Raw genomic sequence first — 19,335 nt, forward strand, 5'->3', positions numbered from 1 at the left:
CGCATGGCGAACGGCCCGCGGGCGCAACGGCCCGCCGCCGCTGCCCTCCGGCGGAGCCTTGTCATCCGCCCGCGGGGATACCCGGCCCTGCTCGGGCCCGTACCGCAGTGCCCGAGGCATCGAGCACTCGGCCGCGGTGCCCGACGACCTTGCGCATGGCGAACGGCCCGCGGGCGCAACGGCCCGGCGCCCCGGCGGGGCATGTCGCCCGCCCCGCAGGGGTACCCGGGCCCGCCGACGGCCCGAACCGCAGTGCCCGAGGCATCGGAACCCGCCCCCGGGGTACCCGGCGGCCCCGGCAGGGGATCGCCCGCCGGGCGGGCGCGGCCCGGTCGCACCGCTGCGGTCGGGGAGCGAGGCTTGAGGTGACGGGGAGGGCGCGCCGCGTGGTGCGCCGCCACGGGACAGGAACGGAAGGCGGGAATCACGGTGAACACTGCACAGGAGCACACGGAGTCGGTTGTCGTCACGGTCACCGGCTGCTCCAGCGAGGACGCGGACGCCGTCTTCCGCGCTCTCGGCCGCGCGTACCCCTCGGATCGCGACGAGACCGAGGTGCCCCGGCGCATCTCCGAAGGACACGAGACCGTGTGGACGACCACGTTCGACGTGTCCCACCCCCTCGGCAAGACGGAGCCGGTACGGCTCGCGGCACCCGTGACGGTCGAGATGCAGGGCGGCTACTGGGCGGTGGACCGCATGAAGGAGATGCTCGCGACCAGCTTCGACGTCCAGGAGGAGGGCATGGCGGCCGGTGACCAGGAAAAGGACGTGCAGCTGCGGCTGAGCAGCGGCATCCGTCAGTGACCGGCTCGGCGGAGCAGGCCGGCGACCCACCCAGCACCGGAGTCCAGGAGGACCGTTCATGCCCATCGCCACCGTCAATCCCGCGACCGGGGAGACGCTCCAGACCTTCGATCCCTTCGGTGCCGACGAGATCGAGCGGCGCATCCAGCTCGCGTCCGACGCCTTCGCGAGGCACCGCACGACGTCCTTCGCCGAGCGGGCCGGCCTGCTGAACCGCGCGGCCGACCTGCTGGAAGGGGACCAGCAGGACATCGCCCGGACCATGACCACCGAGATGGGCAAACCGCTGGCCGCCGCCCGCGCCGAGGCGGCCAAGTGCGCCAAGGCGATGCGCTGGTACGCCGCCCGCGCCGAGGGACTCCTCGCCGACGAGCACCCCCCGGAGGCCGACGTGACGGACTCCGGAGCGGCCCGTGCCACGGTGCGCTACCGACCCCTGGGCGTCGTCCTCGCCGTCATGCCGTGGAACTTCCCGCTCTGGCAGGTCGTGCGCTTCGCCGCGCCCGCCCTGATGGCGGGCAACACGGGGCTGCTCAAGCACGCGTCCAACGTGCCGCGGACCGCCCTGTACCTGGAGGACCTGTTCCGCCGGGCCGGTTATCCGGAGGGCTGCTTCCAGACGCTGCTGGTGGGTTCCGACGCCGTCGAGTCGGTCCTGCGCGACCCGCGCGTGGCCGCCGCCACCCTGACCGGCAGCGAACCGGCCGGACGTTCCGTCGCCTCCGTCGCCGGCGACGAGGTCAAGAAGACGGTGCTGGAGCTCGGCGGCAGCGACCCCTACCTCGTCATGCCCTCCGCCGACCTGGACCGCGCCGTCGCCACCGCGGTCACCGCCCGGGTGCAGAACAACGGCCAGTCCTGCATCGCGGCCAAACGCTTCATCGTCCACACCGACATCCACGACGCCTTCCGTGACCGGTTCACCGACGCGATGCGCAGGCTGACCGTCGGCGACCCGATGGACGAGGCCACCGACGTCGGCCCGCTCGCCACCGAGAAGGGCCGCGAGGACCTCGAACAGCTCGTCGACGACGCGCTCGCCCGGGGCGCCACCGCCCAGTGCGGCGCCCGCCGCCCGCCCGGCCGTGACCGCGGCTGGTTCTACGAGCCCACCGTCCTCACCGATGTGACCGACGCGATGCGCATCCACCGGGAGGAGGCGTTCGGACCGGTGGCCACGCTCTACCGCGTCGCGGACGCCGACGAGGCCGTCGCCCTCGCCAACGACTCGCCCTTCGGTCTCAGTTCCAACGCCTGGACCCGCGACGAGGCCGAGATCGAGCGGTTCTCGCGGGACCTCGAGGCCGGCGGAGTCTTCTTCAACGGCATGACCGCCTCCCACCCCGCCCTGCCGTTCGGCGGCGTCAAACGATCCGGCTACGGACGCGAACTGTCCGGGCACGGCATCCGGGAGTTCTGCAACGTCACCACGCTGTGGCACGGCAAGGACAAGGAGGAGTAGGGCATGGTGCGCATCGGGTACACGATGATGACCGAGCAGGCCGGGCCGCGAGAGCTCGTCGGCCACGTGGTCGGGGCCGAGGCGACCGGGTTCGACTTCTCCGTCATCTCCGACCACTACTTCCCCTGGCTCGACTCGCAGGGCCACGCCCCCTACGCCTGGAGCGTCCTCGGTGCCGCCGCCCAGGCCACCTCGACCATCCCGCTGATGACGTACGTGACCTGCCCGACGGCCCGGTACCACCCGGCCGTCGTGGCCCAGAAGGCGGCCACCGTCCAGCTGCTGTCCGAAGGGCGCTTCCGCCTCGGCCTCGGCTCCGGCGAGAACCTCAACGAGCACGTGGTGGGCGGCGGCTGGCCCAGTGCGCACGAACGCCTGGAGAAGCTGGAGGAGGCCACCGACATCATCCGCCGGCTCCTCGACGGCGAGCACGTCAACCACCACGGCCCCCACTTCGACGTCGTCGACGCCAAACTCTGGGATCCGCCCGGACAGCCCGTGCCCATCGGCATCGCCGTCTCCGGCGACAGCTCCTGCGAGGTCGCCGGCAGCTACGCCGACCTGGTGATCGCCACCGAGCCGAAGAAGGAGCTGCTCGACGCCTTCGACCGGTACGGCGGCACGGGCAAACCCCGCGTCGGCCAGCTGCCCGTCTGCTACGACCCCGACCGGGACGCGGCCGTGGCCCGCGCCCACGACCAGTTCCGCTGGGCCCTCGGCGGCTGGCGGGTCAACGCCGAACTGCCCGGCCCGAAGTCCTTCGAGCAGGCCACCGAACTCGTCACCCCCGAGGACGTCGCCGGGCAGATCCCCTGCGGAGACGACGTGGACGCCTTCGTCGACGCCGTACGGCCGTACGCGGAGGCCGGCTTCACCGAGGTCGCCCTCGTCCAGATCGGCGGGGACCGGCAGGAGCCGTTCCTCGACTGGGCCGGGAAGAAGCTGCTGCCGGCACTCCGCGAACTCTGACTCCCGGCGCCCCGCCCCCGGCACTGCCCGGGTCACGGTCGCGCGGCAGGTGACACCCGGCGGTCACAACCACCTGCCGAGCGGGCGTACGTCGGGTAAATTCCCTCTGTGCACGGCGAGTTGATCTCATGATGCGCAGCTGGCAGGGGGAGGCGGGGGAGCGCCATGGGCGGGAGACTGTACGGTCAGCAGGCCTTGCAGGAGAGCTTCGTCCCCCGGCTGGTGGGACTGCACCACACGCACGCGTACCAGGTCCCCTTCGCCTATCCCAAGGGCGCGCCCCTGGTGCGGATCGTCGGCGGACGCGGCAGCGGCAAGACCGCGCTGCTCGGGGCCGTCCATGACGCCTACAACGGGCGGGTGCCGCTCGCGCGGGTCGACCTCGGCGCCCGCGGATTCGGCGAGCCCGGCGTCGCCGAGCTCAGCGACGACGACGTCCCCAACGCCTCCCACATCACCCACCTGCTGTATCTCCTCGCCTACAAACTCGGCCTCGACGTACGGCACTTCGGGCGGCCCATGACCTTCCCCAGGGTGTCCCTGGGCCTCCTCGTCGTCACCGCATGGCGCCCGCTGAACAGCGACGAGAACGACGTACGGCCGCCCGACCTGCGCCGGGCCGAGGCCGACCTGCGCACCTTCATCACCGCCGAGGACCCCGACGTACGGCGCCGCAGGGAAAGCCTCGGCCGCTGGTTCGACGTCGTCGCCGACAACCTCCCGCAGGTCCTGGCCGCCGTCCCCGGCCTCGACAGCATCGCGGGAATCGTCCTCGACTCCGCACGCCAGCAGCTCGTCAAGAGCGAACCGGACAAGGGCGCGCTCGCCTGGTGGGGCGGCCGGCTGCACGCCTCCCAGGGCTACCAGGGCGACTCGCTGCAACGGCTGTTCCAGTTCGTCCGCGGCTTCCGCCGCCTCGACGACCGGCGACGCACCGCCGAGGAGCACCTGGTCGCCGCCCTCCTCGACGACGTCGACGCCAACTACGGCAGACTGCGCCGGCTCAACAAGAAGCCCCGCCCGCTGCTGCTCCTCGACAACGCCCACACCGCCGTCGGACGCGCCTTCCTCGGCCTGCTCGACGCCGGATACGACACCGCTGGCAAGGACCCCACCCGGCCCGTCACCCTCGCCACCCTCCTCGGCAAGGGCGAAGGGCATCCGCCGCTGGGCGAGGTCGGCGGCGACGCCGTGCCGCGGGAGCGGCCCCTCGTCCTGAGAATCCCCGGCATCGAACAGGCCCACATCGCCGAGATGCTCAGCCCCGTCGACTACCCCGACCACCTGCCCCGCCTCGTCGCCCGCTACAGCGGCGGACGCGCGGCCGCCGCCCGCATCCTCACGGACACGGCCGTCCGCCGCGTCCAGGAAACAGGCACCGTCCGCAGCCGGGACCTGCTCGACGAAGCCGCACCCCGACTCCTCACCAAGCTGCTGCCCGACCCCGTGCAGCGGGAGCGGCTGGTGCTGCTGTCCGCCGCGGCCGACGCGGGCACCCGGCGCGGACTGTGGACCTTCGCCCATCCCGAGGACCACTCCGACGACCTGGTCGCCGCCCGGGTCCGGGAGGCCGACGACTACCGCACCCGGTCCTGCCTCGACGGCGACCGGGCTCTCGATCTGCTGCTGCGGCACCGGCTGGCCGCCACCACCACCCACGAGCGCTGGCGCGACACCCAGCTGCGCCTGCGCTCGTTGTGCGACCCGCGCGGCGACACCTATCTGCACCACACGCTCGCCCTCGGCCGCGTCGATGAGGTGGTGTGCGTGCTGCACCACCGGTTCACCCTCACCCCGCCCGCCGAGTGGCTCCGCGCGCTCAACCTGATCTGCGCCGCCCCCCATCCCCGCGAGGGCTACGAACCCCCGGCCGGGGGGCCCGTCCTGTCCTGCACGGCCTGCGGCAGCGACGTCCCCGGCCCGCACCACGAGGCCGTCGCCTCGCTGGTGCCCCTCCTGTGGCGGCTGTCCGACCCGCTCACCCTCGCCCCGCGCGAGGACGAACTGACCACTGTCCGCATCGCGCTGGAGACGCTGTACGGCAACAAGGCCGCGCACGCCGCCTACCGCGAGGCGTCCGCCGCCTGGCCGGCCCGCCTGAGGGCCGGAACACAGGCGCCCGACCTGCCCGTCGAGGAAGGTGCCGCGTCATGACGTCGTTCATCGGAAGACTCCCCGGCGGACCGCTCACCAAGGCGGCCGTCATCGCCGTCGCCCTCGTCGTCCTCGGTGCCGCCGTGTGGACCGGCATCGTCGTCTTCGGACCAGACCCCGCCTGCGGCAAGGGCATCGAGGAACGCGGCCCCGAAGGCGACAGGGAATGCACGGGCGTCACCGACGGCAGCTACGTCTTCGCCGCCAACCTCAAGGAGGTCAGCGCACGGATCAAGGCGGAGAACGAGCGGATCGCGGACGAACCGCACGTCTCCGTCGCCGTGATGCTGCCCATGGCACCCGCCCAGACTTTCGAGCAGGAGAAGACCCTGCACGAGGTGCAGGGCGCCTACCTCGCCCAGTACCGCGCCAACCACGACTCCAACAGCAAGAAGCCCGCGATACGGCTGCTGCTCGCCAACCCGGGCCGCAGCCATGCCCACTGGAGGCCCGTCGCCGAACAGCTCGGGGAGATGTCCGAGTCCGCGGAGGACAACCTGCGGGCCGTGATCGGCTTCGACGTCTCCACCGCCACCACCCAGGCGGCCATCGGCTATCTCACCAGGGAACGCGGCATCCCCGTCGTCGGCGGGCCGATCACCGCCGACGACTCCGGCAACAGCCCCGAACGCCCCGACGCCTACCCGGGCCTCGCCCGCGTCGTGCCCACCACCACCGACCAGGCCAAGGCCCTGTCCCACTTCAACAAGGACATCGACCCGAAGCACACCCTGGTCGTCGAGGACATCCGCACCGGTGACAACTACGTCGACGCGCTCAAGCGGGCCTTCGCCGAACGGACCCTCGGTTCGCCGCGCGCACCCGAGCAGTACCGCGCACCGGACGAGTTCCACGAGGAAGGCACCACCGCGAACGCCTTCGACCAGATGGTCGACACCATCTGCACATCGGCCGCCAAGGTCATCTACTTCGCCGGCCGTCCCGTCCAACTGCGGCAGTTCGTCAACGAACTCGGCAACCGCGGATGCACCGAGAAGAAGTACACCGTCATCACCGGCTCCGGCGCCTCCACCCTCTCCTCGGACAAGCGCCTCGACTGGAACGCCTTCCGCAAGGGCGTGACCCTGCAGTACGCCGCCGTCGCCCACCCCGACGCCTGGACCGGCCGCGAGGCACCCGCCACCGGCGGTTCCGCCGCCGCCTTCCGCACCCTCGCCGAGCTCGCGCGCAGCAAGGAGGTCGGAAACATCGGCGAGGTGGAACTCACCGACTCACGGACCATCACCTTCTACGACGCGGGCCTCACCGCCATCACTGCCATCCGGATGCGGGACGACGGCGACCCGGTCATCCCCGCCCTCAGCCGCATCAGCGACTCGTGGCTGCGGCTGCACGGCATGGGCAAGGTGGACGGCGCGAGCGGCTGGATCTGCCTCGACAACTACGGCAACCCGTACAACAAGGCCGTCTCCGTCGTGGAACTGGCGCCGGACGCCCCCGGCCGTATCCGCTTCGTCGGACTGGCCTGGCCGACCGGCAGGCCCACCCCCGTGGACTGCACCGCGAGCCGTACCTGACACGTGACGGCGGCCGCCCCCCCCCCGGGGGGTGGGGGCCCCGTCACGTTGACCACAGCCGGTGGGGCCCGTGAGCGTGTGCCAGCGCGGCTTGGCCGGGATGGCGTGCGCGGGGCGGCCCGCGGAGCCGAGCTTGCGCTGCCACGCCGCGTACGACTTGCGGTCAGCCTCGGTCCACTCCGGGCCCGGGCCCACCTCGTAGCGGCCGCAGCCCTCGGCCACCAGCCGCTTGCCCATCGCCGTGATGATCGGGCTGCGCCGCCCCACCTGGAAGAACGCCGCACCCGGGAACGGCTCGTACCGTGTAGCCGGCGGCGGTGTCGCCGGGCCGTCCGGACTGCCGCCCAGCCGCTCCCTGATCCGGCTGCGCATCGCGTCCATCGTGAACCCGCGCGGGTCGACCTTCCCCGGCTGCCACTCCTTGTGCCCGATCACCGAGCGGTGCGACCAGCCGTGCGCCCGGCAGATCGCCGCGGCCGCCTTCTCGATGGCCTCCAGCTGCGCCGCCGGCCACGGGTCCTTGCCGTCACCGAGGTTGATGCACTCGAAACCGTAGAAGTGCCGGTTCCCGTCGGTGTTGGCCTCGTTGTCCGCGGGCAGCGGTGCCGATTCGTTGACGACCGCGCGCAGGACGTCGTCGTCGCCGAGTCCGGCATGGTTGGCCCGTCCGTTGCCGACGAGGTAGACCGTGCCGTCCTTGGCGATGACACCGTGGCACAGCGGTCCCGGCAGGCTGGAGTGGCCGTTGTAGCAGAGTTCGACGGAGCTCTCGGTGCCCTTCGTCACGGTGTGGTGGATCATCACACCGTTCACCGGGCCCCACGGCCCCTTGTGGTTGCGGTTGTGCGTGCGCCAGCTGCGGTGCTCGACGACGCGCAGACCCTCGTTGCGAAGGGCCTTGAGCAATCTGTCGGCCGACAGGGGTGTCGCCATAGTGGTGCTCCTTCCCGGGAGTCCGTCAGTTCTCCGGCCGTCCCTGATCGTCCTGCCCGGTCTCCACGTCCGCCGAACCGCCGTCGGCGGCACGTTCCGCCGCCACGGCCTCCTCCTCCGCGCTCGCCTCGGCCGCCAGGGCCTGCGCGTCGGCCGCGGGGATCGGCGCCGCCAACCCGCCGAAGGTCTTACGGAGATCGGCGACGGACCCCTCACCGAGGATCCACGCCAGCGGCGCGTGGTGCACCTCGATTCCCTGCGGCGAGCGCAGCAGCGGACGGCGCGCGCTGTCCGTCGGCCACTCCACGTCACCCGTCGCCGTGCGCGCCGCCACGGTCCAGAAGTCCCCGGAGCGGTAGGCGCGTCCCGGTTCGAAGTACACGAACACCCCGTCCTCCAGGGGCAGCCACGTACCCTCCTCGATCCGCAGCGCCCCGCCGCGCGCCTTCGCCGCACCGCCCTTGCCGCGGCCCGACGGCGGCCGGTGGTCCCAGCGGCGAAGGTACGGGTTCAGCTCGGGACGCCGGCCCACCGACGGGTGGGGCTCGCCCGACAGCCGCACCCGGCGCCCGGGCAGATCCAGTTCCTCGACCCGCAGCAGCGGCAGCGGCTCACGGCGGCTGGTGCAGGCGGTGTCGGTGAACTCGACCCAGTCACCCACGTTCAGGTCGAGCTTGCCGTCGCCACCGAGCAACCCCAACTCCACCCAGGTGCCGTCCAGTTCGTCGACCGGGAAGGTCACCGACCCGTTCTCCCTGGACCACTTGAACGTGGCGTCCTTCGCCGCCCCGCCCTCATGGATCTCCACCCGGTACAGCTGGTTCTCCGGGCCGCGGTACCGGGCGTCGGGCCGTACCGGGCACGGGTCCTCGTCCGCACGGTCCGGGCGCTCGCTGCGCGCCGCCATCCGTGCTGTCGGCGCCTGCTTCGCGGCCCACGTGTTGAACGCGGCCCGCACCTGGTCCTTCGTCGCCCCGTCCTCGAGCTCCAGCTCGGAGCCCGGCACCGGAACCACCTGCCAGACCACCTTCACCCGCGCCGCCGTGTCCGGCATGGCCGAGCCGAGCGCGACCTCCCGCAGAAGCGGGTCCTCGGCGGCCGTCACCACCCGCTCCCACACCTTCAGCGCCGCCAGGTACGGGAACTGCGTGGGCAGCCGGTCACCGGGCCGCTCCGGGTCCCGGTAGCCGTCCGGCTGGTCCCAGTACGTCCAGCTCGACGGCGGCGCCGGGCTGTCGGCGGACTCGCCGTCCGCCGTGTCCTGCGTGACCGGTACGCCCGGCGCGGGACGGGTCGCGTCGACGAGGATGCCGTCCACGTAGTAGCGGCCGCCGCCGATCGCCAGGTCGTCCAGCTCCCGGCTGCCGCCCAGGAACTGCACCGCGAAACCGGTCGCGCCCTGCGGACCGCCGTGCTGCCCGATCAGGTCGCGGGCGACGGTACGCGCCTGGTGCAGCTGGATCGCCGTCTGCTCGTTGGCGTCCGCATCCAGCTGGACCCGGCCCTGCTGGGCGATCACCGCCGAGTAGTGCCTCTCCGGCCGGAAGGTGACGCGGGAGATGTCTGCGTGCATGAGTTGGGGTCCCCCTCGGGAAGTTCAGGCAGTCGTGAAAGTCGTGTCAGGTGACGGGGATGATCCCGGCGTCCGTACCGGCCGGGGTGTACTCGGCGAGCCGGGCCCGCAGGCTGTCCTCGCGCTGCGGTTCGTACAGATCGTGGAAGACGCCCATCTCGGAGCCGTCGTCGGCGCCGCGCCGGATCTCCGGCGGGCACACTCCGGCGAGCCGGCCGTACGCGGGCGTGCCGTACCGCTCGCTCGTGAAGAGCGGCCGTACGAGCGAGTCGCCGGCGAGATCCGGTTGGCAGCGGTGCCGGCGCGGCGTGCGCGAGCCCGGCGGCACGTACGAGTACCGCAGGCAGCCGATGCCGCGCCGGGCGACCCGCATCCGCCCCGTGAAGACGCTGTTCTCGCCGATCTCCACGGCGTGCGTGTGCACTTCGCCGATCACGGTGGTGCGGTAGGCGTGCAGCACCGCGTGCGCGAGCCGGCAGTCCGGCGCCGACAGCGCCTCGCGGTTGTGACCGGTGGCGTCCAGGATGCTGTCCCTGATGTGGAGGGCCAGCGGATCGTGGTTCACCTCGTCCCCGATGACCTCGATCGTGCCCAGGATGCTGTGCTCGATCTGCACACACGCCGTCGTCCGCTCCAGCACCAGGCTGGGCTCCTCGGGGGAGTGCGGATCGCACTCGGGCTCCAGCGACCAGCCCGGCACCAGCGTGCAGTGCCGTAGTACCACGGCGCCCACAGGACCGCTCACATGCAGGCCGCGGCCGGTGATCAGCAGACCGTCCAGGACGATGCGCGGCGCCTCGGCCCCGCAGTCCTCCTCCTGCGCCCGGATGTTGAGCGCGTCGGGGCGGTTGCTGTACCAGTCGAGGAGACGGATCACCGGCCGGCAGCCCTCCGCCGCGCGCAGCTCCAGCCGGTCCCCCCGCTCCAGATCGAAGTCCAGCTGCTCCTGGTAGGCGCCGCTGTGCGTGATCTCGATGATGCCCTCGGGCCCGCACCGGCCCGCCCTGCGGTCCTCGCGCCACTCCTCGTACGCGTCCATGATCTTCTGGTGGCCGCCGCGGGGCCCCACCCGGTAGACCTTCGCCGCCGGTGAGGTGTCCCGCTCCCGTGGATACTCGCCGCCGCCGATGTCGTCGCCGAAAGCGTAGTGGTAGGTCACCCACACGCCCTGCCGCGGCGCCGACCGCGATCCGAAGGCGATCCGCCCCAGCACCGGGTCGACCGCCACCTGGCCGCGCCTGGGCCGGTAGCGCCACTGGGACAGGTCGGCGACCACGATGTCCGACATCGGCACCGGCTCGTCCTGGCCGTCCCGCCAGATCGTGAAGCTCTTGCCAGGACCGTAGTAGTCAGCCAGCCGGTCGGCGAGCTGCCGGCGCCGGATGTACGCGGGCACGTTGTCGATCGTCGCGATGTGGGTTGCCGACGGCTCCGGCACCGGATTCGTCACCAGCGGGGCGTCGTTGCCGAGGATCGAGAACGTGTACAGACTGCGCGCACGGTCGATGCAGTACGCCGGGGCCCGGTTGAGGTGATACGGCTTCAGCCGCCACACGAACAGCCCCACCCCCGCGGGCGTGTACCCGCCCGCGCGGCGCGCGGAGCCCGCCCTGCGCACGTCCACCGACCGGGCGGTGTTCCCGAACGGGCCGCCCGCCAGGTCCAGTTCGGCTCCCTCCCGCACGTCGGCGAGACGGCCGCGGCCCGCCCGGCGCACATCGGCGGCCGCCGGTCCGGACCCGTACAGCTTCACCGGCTGGTGATGGGAGACCAGCCGCGAGAATTCCACGGCCCGCGCCGGCCAGCCACCGATCTCCTGAGCCAGCTCCTCCAGCAGGTGCAGCGTGCCCTTGCGGCGCCGGTTGGCGACCGTGGCCGCCACGTCCCGGCGCGGCGCGAGCGCCTCGGCGAGCGCGCCGCGCGAGGCGTCGCGGCCCGCGTCGCCGAGCCCGTCCGTGCGAACCCGCTCGTAACCCGGCAGCGGCCTGTACCCCACCAGGTCGCCGATGTACGGCAGCACCCAGGGCGCGGCCGTCTCCACGAACAGGTCCTCGTAACTCTGCTCGACCCCGTCGCGCACCAGGTCGGCCTGCTCGGCGATCACCGCGAGGAGTGCCCGCAGCGGTTCCCCGGCCTCGGCGTCCCGGAGCCGGTGCCACTGGGGGAGCAGCTCCGCGAGCCCGTCCGGTTCCCTGCTCATGCGGCGCTCCTTTCGTGCGTGTTCATGCGGTGACCTCCGTGAGAACGAGCGTGTCCGCGACGTGCGGGGACAACAGGACGAGCTGGGCGGGGCGCACCCCGCGGAAGACGCACACCGCGCGCCCCTTCGCCAGGGGCCGGGTGTCGGTGATGTCCGGGTTGAGGCGCAGCAGTTCGGCCAGCGGGACGCCGTACCGCGCCGCCACCGCGGTGAGCGTCTCCCCGCCGTCGGCGGTGACCCGGTGCACGTCCTCGTCGTACGCGGCGAGCCGTGCCGGGACCGTCGGCCGCACCTCGGTGAGCCGCTCGGCGAGGCGGGTCAGGCCGTCGGGTGTGACCGACGCCGGGACCCCGCCGAAGACGTCCACGTCGACGAAGTCGACGCCCGGCACCCGGTGCGCCGTCGCCAGTACGTCGGACAGCTGGGCGGGAGCGCCCAGTTCGCGCCGGGCGGGCCCGAACTCCCGTAGCAGCGCCTGCCGCAGCCTCGGCTCCACCACCTGCCAGCTGTGGTCGGGGGCGACCTTGACCTTCGCCGCGATCAGCAGCAGCACCAGCTCCCGCACGTCCACCCGCACCGGCAGCCGCGCGTCCCCGTACTCGGCCAGCGACGAGCGCAGGGCGCGCAGCACGTCGGAATCCTCGGCGATCGGGATGTCGTCCACCCCGGCGACCGTCACGTGCAGCACCCGCCGGCGGCCGTCGAAGACCTCCCGCGCCACCGCGCGCCCGATCCCGGCCCGCGACCGCGCGAAGTCCTCGTAGTCCGCGACCGACACGAGCCGGTCCAGCGCCGAGACTGCGAGCGGCACCGTACGGCGGGTCAGGCCCGGCCCGTCGGCGTCCGCACCGCCCGTCGCCGGCTGCGGATTGGTGACCCCTGTGACGCCCAGCGGCCGGGTGACGGCCTGGGTGATGCGGTTCGCCCGGACATTGGCCGCGCGGCCGTTGCCGAAGCGGTAGCGGGCGCGGACGTTCTCGCTGCCGCCGGGCAGGCGTGCCCCGTGCACCCCGTCACCGAATGTCACCGTCGTGCGGCCGTCGGCCGTCGTGCCCGTGACATACACCCTCTCGGTCGGGCCGCGCCCGGCGAGCGAGTCCACCTCGTGCCACAGGAGCCCGTCGACACGGACCTCCAGCACGGGCACCGCCCCCAGCGGCGTGTCGGCGGGCAGCCACGTGAGCGGGGACTGCCACAGGGCGAACGTCTGGTTCGACCGGTTCGCGTCACCGCTGCCGATCGGCTCGTCACGGCTCTCGCCGTGCGTCGCCGGCACCACGTTGCCCAGCACGCGCACCGTGTCGCGGCGATAGCGGTAGGCGAGCTTCGACGTCAGCGACAGCCGGGTGTGCACATGGTCCCCGGGCAGCCGCTGATCGACCACCTGCTCCACCTCCGCGATCGCCACCAGCTCCGTGCCCATGACGCCCGACGCGCCGGGGGACTGCGGCAGCACGTCCGTGCGCTCCCCGGAGACGACCAGGTGCCGTCCCGGACGCAACCCGTCGTACAGCTCCGCCAGTTCGATCTCGTCACCGTGCACGTCCTCGCCGAGCGGCTCTCCCGCGAGCCGCAGGGGCTGACCGCCCGCGTGGACGGTGGTGTCACGGATGTTGGACAGCAGCACGTCGTGCTCGTCGAGCCACGGATCGGCCAGCGTCAGCTCCGTGCCCCGGCCGGTGATGCCGTAGTTGGTGTACACGGCCGTACGCACGCCCGTGACCCGGGTGGTGACGAAGCTCAGCCCCGCATCACCGGGGATCCCGTCCGGCCCCTCGGCGCCCTTGCGGGGACGCTCGATCGCCACCCAGCTGCCGACCGTCACCGAGTCCTGCACCGAGTCCAGCGGCAGGACATGACGGTTGGCCGGCTCGGGCACCGTCGCGATCCCGATGACGACGTTCGCCGGCTCGCTGCCCACCGTGTAGCTCACGGTCAGCTCGAGGCCCTCGTGCCGGACCTGGCGGCGCTCGCCCGGGGCGAGCCGCCAGTTCACCGGATCGCCGTTCTGCACGGCCACGTGCACGCGGCCGTCCTCTCCGGGGCGGGACACGAACAGCGTCCGCTCGGGCAGGCCGTCGAACAGCTGCGCCGTCACGCCCGGCTCCTGGGAGTCCGCGGGCCGCCTGCTCAGCCAGCTCAGGTCGTGGTCCTGGCCCGCTCGCGTGCGCACCGTGATCCGGCCGGGCCCCAGCTCGATCGTCTTGTCCGCCGGCAGGTTCTCCGACACCTGGACCGACGAACCCGCCTCGGTGTGCTGGAACTCGGCACGCTGCGGCACCCGTCCCGCCGGGTCGTACACGACGCGCATCGTCGTCAGCGCCGCACCCGTCAGCGGCCAGTCCGCCTGCCGGACCACCCGCCCGCGCTCGTCCTGCACCGGCCGCAGCGGAGCCGTCGCACCGAACGGCGCCGCGGTCACCCGTATTGCCTGCACCTCGCTGAGCAGCGCGGGCGCGGTCGGCGCGGACCGCCGCCACGCCGCGTACATCCCGTCGGCCAGCCGCGGGTCGAGCGCGGACAGCAGCTGTGCGCCCAGCTCCGAGTCCGCTGCCGGAAGCCGGTCCCGGGACAGCGCCCCGGCGCCCGCGCCCGGCCGTACGTCCCGGGTGCGCAGCGCGGGCAGCACCGCGCCCAGCGCCCGCAGGGCGGCGGCCCCGCCGGACATCTGCTCCTCCGGCCGCGGCGCCGGGCGGGACGGCTCCAGATCGGACGCCCGCTCGCGCAGATCGCCGACCACCGCCTCCAACTGCTCGAACCAGGCCGCCACCTCCTCGTGCGCGGCGGCCACCGCCTGCGCCTCGGCGAGCCGTTCGTGCGGACCGGCGAGCAGGGCCGCGAAAGCGGCGGGCGTGGTGACGGCGTCGAGGCCGGCCCGCAGCGGGGCCAGCACCTGAGCGTCGAACTCCTCGATGTACCGGCTGACGGGACGCGGATTGGGGTTGTCCGGCGCGGGCTCCCCGTCCTCCGTCTCCCGGTCGTCCTCCGTGATCCACCGGCGCAGCTCGTCCACCAGCTCGCCGAGCGTCGGCGGCGCGGACCGTGGCAGCGCGACAGCGGTCACGTCGTCGTCGCGGTCGATCCGCGTGCGGGCGACCGGCAGCAGCAGCCGCTGACCCGCCGGCCCGCCCTCCTCACCGGCGAACACGAACAGCAGCCGGTCACCGGTGTTCAGCCCCGTGGACGTACCGGCGAAGAAGATCTCCGACCGCCGCTGCAGATCGTCGGGCGTGAGCAGCGAGGGCCTGCGCCGGCGCACCGCCAGCTCGTTCCACGCCGCCCGCGCCACCAGGTCCTCGCTCGTCTCGAAGACCTGCGACTGCTCGTCCGACGTCGTGGGCACGCTGTTGCTCCGTGCGCCCCGGGGGATCACCACCGAGAGCTCCGCCTCCCGCGGATCCCGGTCCAGGGTGTACGCGAGATGCGTGTCCGCCGCGATGCCCGGCCGCGGCCGGTGCCCCACCAGCCTGCCCAGCAACGCCAGCGAGCGGTGCTCGTTCGCGGTGCGCAGATACGCCTCGTCCGCGATGCGCTCCGAGTGGAACGTCAGCAGATCACCGACCACCGCCCACGCGTCCAGCAGCCCGATCGCCGGATCGTCCGGAGTACGGACCGTCAGCCCGCGCAGCGCCGGATAGGCGGGCGAGGCCAGCCGGTCCAGCATGGCCGACCGGAACGAGCCGTACGCGCCCACGCGGTAGTCCAGCGCGTTCCGGCCCGGAGGGTTGTACAGGGCCCTCGGCGCCACACGCTCGTCGTGCCCGCCGCAGCCGCAGCCGCACGTGCCGCTCATCGCGCACCTCCGCCGATCTCGAGGGACAGCAGCCCGTTCTCGGGCCGGTCGGGGTCGTTGTCGCAACGCGCGATCTCCAGCGGGCCGAGCCGCAGCACGCCTGCCTCCAGTGCCGTGTCGTCCGTCTCCTGCGCGGGCCCGGCACCGAACAGCCGCGCCAGCCTGGTCACCCGTACGCTCTCCACGCCCCGTACGGCCGCCGCCGCGGCCACCAGGCGGCTCAGCCGCACCGGTTCGCCGAACGACAGCGCATCGGGATGGAAGAATCCGAGCCGCCCGCCGGGCAGACGCCGGCTGCCCAGCAGCCGGTACAGCTCGGCGAGGATCTGCCCGTGCTGGTGGCCGGGCGCGGCACACACCTGGAGCGCGATGTCCAGCGGCACCATGCGCGCCGGACCCACCACCAGGTCGTGCCCGATGCGCCGGTATGCCTCCAGCGCGTACGCCACCGAGTCGAGCAGCTGCCGCGACGGCTCACCCGCGCCCAGGGCGTCCACCGCCACATGGGCCTCCTGCACACTGCCCGTCCACCGGATCTCCGCCGCCGCGCGCTGCACACCAGGCAGCGCCGACGCCAGCGCCGCGTAGTCGTCGGCCGTCACCGCGCGCAGCCGCGAACGCCGCAGATCCAGCGGCGCGAGCTGACGCACCTGCTCCAGCGGCTCCGGCTCGGTGCCGCCCACCGCCGGAAGCGGATTGCGCACGCCCGCCACCGGCATCGGATCGCCCGCATCCGCCGCCTCGGGATCGCGGCACAGCACCAGGTGGTTGATGGCCTCCGCGCCCACGTTGCCGGCCGTGCCGCCGCCGAGCCGGTAGTGCAGCTCCAGCCGGGACCCGGGCCGCGGCCGCGCCCCGTGCCGCCCGTCGCCGAACCGCAGCGCGATCCGGCCGTCGTCCTCCAGCTCCCCGACGAAGTGCCGCTCCCGCTTCCCGCTCGCCAGCAGGTCCCGCCGCGGCGTCCACTCCTCGTCCCGCTCCGCGTCGACCACCCGCACCGCGGGCAGCGCCTGACGCGGGTCCTGGACGAGCGCCGCCGCGGGGCCGCGCAGCTCCGGCTCGTCCGGGTGCAGCCCCGCCGCATACGCCGGACCCCAGGTGTGCGCGATTTCCCACGCGATCCCGCCGTCGAGAACGGCACCCGCCCGCGCCCGCGCGGTCAGCACCTCCAGCCGGCGCAGTTTCGCCGCCAGCAGCCGCTCGCTGCGGTGCAGCAGCTCCCTCAGGGCGGGCACCGGGTGGCGGCGCAGCTCCAGCCGTTCGAGCACCTTCAGCCCGAACAGGACCGTCAGCTCGGCGATCTCCGCCTCGGTCAGGCCGTCGCAGTCACGGGCGCTGCGCCACAGCTCCACCAGCCGCTGCCGCACCCGCTCCGGGATCGCCGCGAGCCGGGCGGCCTGCCCGCCCGACACGTGCGCCGCCAGGGGGAACGGCACGGACTGGACCACGGGGGAGCGGTGCAGCACGGGACGGAACCGCGGCCCGATGCCCGGATACACGACCTGCGCCAGCAGTGTCTCCAGCGCCTCCGCCTGCTCGTACGCGGTCCCCGGCACGACCTTCTCGCGCCGCCGGCCCGCCAGTTCCAGACCGAGACCGGCCCGGCCGGTCGCGTCCTCGCCGACGACCGCGAACAGCTCGCGTATCTGACCGGCTGTCAGCAGCCTGCCGTGCCCCGTCTGATCGAGGCGCGCACCGATCAGATCGGCGACCGCGTTCCCCGCGTCCCGGTCCCGGCAGCCGAAGCCGGACGGCTCGCACGAGCCGAGCACGGCGGGATCCGCCGGCACGGTCACCGTCTCCGCCGTGCCCTCGCAGAACGTCAGGGAACGCCCGTGGTCGACCAGGGCCACGTTGCCGCGCGCCACACTCACATCGGCCACCGGTTCGCAGTCTCTGCCGCCCCGCGTGGCCAGGCACACCGGGAACGCGAGCGCGTCCTCCTGCGCCCACGTGACCTCCAGCACCGGCTGGTCGCACAGGGCGTCCACCACCGGTGTGACGGAGGTGAGCCGCACCGCCTGCCGGTGCGCCGGGTCGGCGTCCCCGGGCGTGCCCGAACGCGGCCCGCGCACCTCCTCGATCAGCAGCAGATCGCCCGGTGCGAGACACAACTCCCGCACCGAGCAATCCTCGTCCGCCCACGCGTCGCGCAGCGTCGCGGACGTCGCCCCCTCGGGCAGCGAACACACCTCGCCGCCCCAGGTCCAGAAGCCGATGGTGTTGTGCGCGGGACGCAGCACCAGCGGCTCGGCCGCCACGACCGGCTCGAACACCTCGACCGACCCGCGCTCCCCGAGGACCGCCAGATCCCGGTCGTCGATCACCGTGCCGATCTCGGGCCGGTCCCTCGGGCCGAGCCGCGCCACATCGACCGCGGCGAACCGGAACGTGCCCGGCAGCAGGGCCAGTTCCCGCGCCACCTCGACCGTGACGAACGCACGGGCGTTGCAGCCGTCGTGCATCGGATAGTCGATCAGCCGCACGTGCCGGCGCACCGACACCCGCCGCCGCGCGGTGTCGAGATACGCCTCCGTCGCGACCGCGTCCTGCTGGTAGCTGATCCGGTCGGCGGTGTGCGCCAGCAGCTCCACCAGCGTGACACCGAGATCGGCCGGGTTGCGCTCCACCCATTCCGGGGTGGTCAGCGCGAGCCGGTCCAGGATCAGCCGGCGGATCGTCTCGTAGTCGCGCGCCGTGTAGTCGACGACGGGCGCGGCCGGGAAGTCCGGCGGACAGTCACCCGGTTCGTCCTTGCAGTCGAACGGGGTGGGGCAGTCCGGCCGGAACGCGAACCCGGCCGAGAAGTACCGCTGGTCGAAACCCGGGAACGGCTCCGTACCCGGACGCCCGTAGGGATCGGTGTCCACCACCGACAGCCGGTAGCGGCTCGTGTCACCGGTGCGGTCCAGCGTCACCAGCAGCCGGTCGTCGAGCTCCGGGTCCTCCTCCCGCTCCACGACGACGTCCACGGCCTCGATCCCGGTGACCCGCCGCCCGCCGTCGATGCGGATGTTCTCCGGGCACAGCCCGTGCGGCGCCTTGCCGAGGAACGTGACGGTCAGCGTCAGCCCGTCGTCACCCACCTCCACCGCGTCCACGCCGCCGAGCTGCGCCGCGCGCACCTTCCCACGCCTGCCGTCGCCGCGGCAGACCATCTCCTCCACGCCGCTCATGCGGGCCCGCTCCCCTCGAACACCTCGTCGCGCAGGCTCCCGGTGGCGCGCACGGAATAGCGCAGATACACCCGGACCACGTTCTCCTCGCTCACCACGTCCAGCGACTCCACCTCGATCAGCTCGCCCAGCCAGCGCTGCAGCGACGCCTGCACCGACAGCTCCAGCGCGGAGGCCAGTTCGGGGCTGTTCGGGGTGAAGACCAGATCCAGCAGCCCGCAGCCGAAGTCGGGGCGCATGACCCGCTCGCCCGGACTGGTGAACAGCAACTGCTCGATCAGATCGCGCACATGCTCGTCGTACGCGGCATGCGCGGTACGCCCCCGCCGGTCGCCGCGGAACGGAAACGCGATGTCACTGCGGACGGCCCTCATCGGCACATCACTCCCTGTCGTCCGGCGGAGACGACCACCGGTCCCTGCGGCACGAGCGCCGCGCCGAAACACTGCGCCGACGTGGTGTCCAGGAGCACCGGCACGCCGTCCACGAGCACGCCTCTGGCGTGCGGGTCGAAACGGGCGCTGGTGCACGGCTGCGGCACGCCGTCCACGGTGTGCGCGCAGCCCGTCACGACGAAGACGTCCGAGGCCGTGTGGACGGGATGCCCGTCGACGCGCACCGCACCGGCCGCCGACGCGGCGAACACCCGGCCGCCGTGCGGACAGTGCATCGCCGAGGCGGCGCTGATGCAGACGCCCGAGTTACCGGAGTGTCCGGACAAGACTTCTCT

Annotated in this window: 11 protein-coding genes and 1 pseudogene; 5 read left to right on the plus strand and 7 right to left on the minus strand. The window is 73.1% G+C overall.

The window, feature by feature from the left end; all coding sequences use genetic code 11:
- Window positions 1-429: 429 nt before the first annotated feature.
- From ACF08N_RS28315 to ACF08N_RS28335, 5 genes are all read left to right on the plus strand, one after another.
- Window positions 430-807 carry a hypothetical protein gene (locus ACF08N_RS28315; RefSeq protein ID WP_392327529.1) on the plus strand — a complete coding sequence of 126 codons (378 nt, stop codon included), beginning with the start codon at window positions 430-432 and terminating at the stop codon, window positions 805-807.
- 58 nt (window positions 808-865) lie between these two features.
- Window positions 866-2,269 carry an NADP-dependent succinic semialdehyde dehydrogenase gene (locus ACF08N_RS28320; protein WP_392327530.1) on the plus strand — a complete coding sequence of 468 codons (1,404 nt, stop codon included), beginning with the start codon at window positions 866-868 and terminating at the stop codon, window positions 2,267-2,269.
- Between the two features lie 3 nt (window positions 2,270-2,272).
- Entirely contained in the window at window positions 2,273-3,238 is a 966-nt protein-coding gene (locus tag ACF08N_RS28325) for an LLM class F420-dependent oxidoreductase (protein ID WP_392327531.1), read from the plus strand.
- A 165-nt stretch (window positions 3,239-3,403) separates the two neighbouring features.
- Window positions 3,404-5,392 carry a hypothetical protein gene (locus ACF08N_RS28330; RefSeq protein WP_392327532.1) on the plus strand — a complete coding sequence of 663 codons (1,989 nt, stop codon included), beginning with the start codon at window positions 3,404-3,406 and terminating at the stop codon, window positions 5,390-5,392.
- Complete coding sequence (locus tag ACF08N_RS28335) at window positions 5,389-6,930, plus strand: hypothetical protein (RefSeq protein ID WP_392327533.1); 1,542 nt, start codon at window positions 5,389-5,391, stop codon at window positions 6,928-6,930. The genes ACF08N_RS28330 and ACF08N_RS28335 overlap by 4 nt, the downstream gene beginning before the upstream one ends.
- Before the next feature lie 63 nt (window positions 6,931-6,993).
- On the opposite strand, the pseudogene ACF08N_RS28340 reads toward ACF08N_RS28335, so the two are convergent.
- The 7 genes and pseudogenes from ACF08N_RS28340 to ACF08N_RS28370 form a co-directional block, all read right to left on the minus strand.
- Window positions 6,994-7,863: pseudogene (locus ACF08N_RS28340) on the minus strand (peptidoglycan-binding protein); the annotation flags it as partial.
- Window positions 7,864-7,888: 25 nt separating this feature from the next.
- On the minus strand, window positions 7,889-9,436 hold the full coding sequence (locus ACF08N_RS28345; protein WP_392327534.1) for a DUF6519 domain-containing protein: 1,548 nt from the start codon (window positions 9,434-9,436) through the stop codon (window positions 7,889-7,891).
- Window positions 9,437-9,482: 46 nt separating this feature from the next.
- A complete protein-coding gene (locus tag ACF08N_RS28350; RefSeq protein ID WP_392327535.1) occupies window positions 9,483-11,636 on the minus strand; it encodes a hypothetical protein in 2,154 nt (717 codons plus the stop codon).
- Window positions 11,637-11,658: 22 nt separating this feature from the next.
- Window positions 11,659-15,429: a putative baseplate assembly protein gene (locus tag ACF08N_RS28355; protein WP_392327536.1), complete on the minus strand. Its 3,771-nt coding sequence runs from the start codon at window positions 15,427-15,429 to the stop codon at window positions 11,659-11,661.
- Window positions 15,426-18,605: a putative baseplate assembly protein gene (locus ACF08N_RS28360; RefSeq protein WP_392327537.1), complete on the minus strand. Its 3,180-nt coding sequence runs from the start codon at window positions 18,603-18,605 to the stop codon at window positions 15,426-15,428. Before ACF08N_RS28360 ends, ACF08N_RS28355 begins: the two co-directional genes overlap by 4 nt.
- Complete coding sequence (locus ACF08N_RS28365; RefSeq protein WP_177148429.1) at window positions 18,602-18,979, minus strand: GPW/gp25 family protein; 378 nt, start codon at window positions 18,977-18,979, stop codon at window positions 18,602-18,604. The genes ACF08N_RS28360 and ACF08N_RS28365 overlap by 4 nt, the downstream gene beginning before the upstream one ends.
- Window positions 18,976-19,326: a hypothetical protein gene (locus ACF08N_RS28370; protein ID WP_392327538.1), complete on the minus strand. Its 351-nt coding sequence runs from the start codon at window positions 19,324-19,326 to the stop codon at window positions 18,976-18,978. Before ACF08N_RS28370 ends, ACF08N_RS28365 begins: the two co-directional genes overlap by 4 nt.
- Window positions 19,327-19,335 lie beyond the last annotated feature (9 nt).

It is taken from the genome of Streptomyces sp. NPDC015127 (genome assembly GCF_043080095.1).
Classification (GTDB): Bacteria; Actinomycetota; Actinomycetes; order Streptomycetales; family Streptomycetaceae; genus Streptomyces.